At 69.5% G+C, this 825-nt stretch carries 1 protein-coding gene; it reads right to left on the bottom strand.

Annotated features, from left to right (window positions below):
- Positions 1-825: hypothetical protein (locus ABFY07_RS42705; protein ID WP_346179615.1), on the bottom strand; the 825-nt coding region annotated here is incomplete at both ends.

The raw sequence follows: 825 nt of genomic DNA, 5'->3' as shown, positions 1-825 counted from the left end.
GGAGGAGAACTGGAAGTAGGAGCTGCCGCCGTTGAGGACCTGCACTGCGAGGAACCCGTCCCGGCGGGCGAAGAACTTCACGCGGGACTGGGTGGGCAGGGCGTCGTTGTAGACCTCGGCGATCGCGATGTCGACGACCGCCTCCGACCCGGTCCGCTTCACCCACATCTCGATGCGCATGTTCTGCGCCCGGCCGTTCGACGCCCACAACTCCGCCGGGCCGGCGTTGACCGGCAGTTTCGTCTGCACATAGCCGCCGGCCGGGTCGACGGCGAGGAAGAACGGGGCGTCGGCGGTGAACTTGACCCGCCTGGGGTCGACACCGTCCGGGTCCGGCTCCCACTTCGCCTGCGGCGCCCCCGAGAACGGGGTTTGCAGGAACGGTGTGAGGCTGCCGTGCATCGGCGCGAACAAGCGGCACTCGGCGCGCGGCCGGGGGCTGAGCGGGTAACCGCATTGGGCGAGGACGTACGAGACGACCCATGACGCCTCAAGGCCGGGTTTGGTCGGCATGTCGGTCGTGTTGAACGGTCCGTCGGCGATGACCGCAGGCAGCGTGATCGGGACCCGGAACCGGTCCCGTCCGTCGATCAGATCCAGCTGCCCCGACCGGGAGGCGACGTCGACAGGCAGGCCACGCAGCACCCCGCCGGTCAAGCGCGGCACCTGCTCGAAGCCGGCGGAGGTCAGGAACTGGACGGCGACCTTCGCGTCCCTGCTGTCGCGTGGCTTGCCGTAGATCGGCGAGGCGGGGTTCGTGCGTGAGAAGTAGCGGACCGTGTCCAGCTTTTCGTCGCCGGTGTCACCGGCGGCCAGGTCCCCGTC

The sequence above is a fragment of the Streptomyces sparsogenes subsp. cuspidosporus genome, from assembly GCF_039532705.1.
Classification (GTDB): domain Bacteria; phylum Actinomycetota; class Actinomycetes; order Streptomycetales; family Streptomycetaceae; genus Streptomyces; species Streptomyces sparsogenes.
This window is presented reverse-complemented; position numbering and strand designations above follow the sequence as displayed.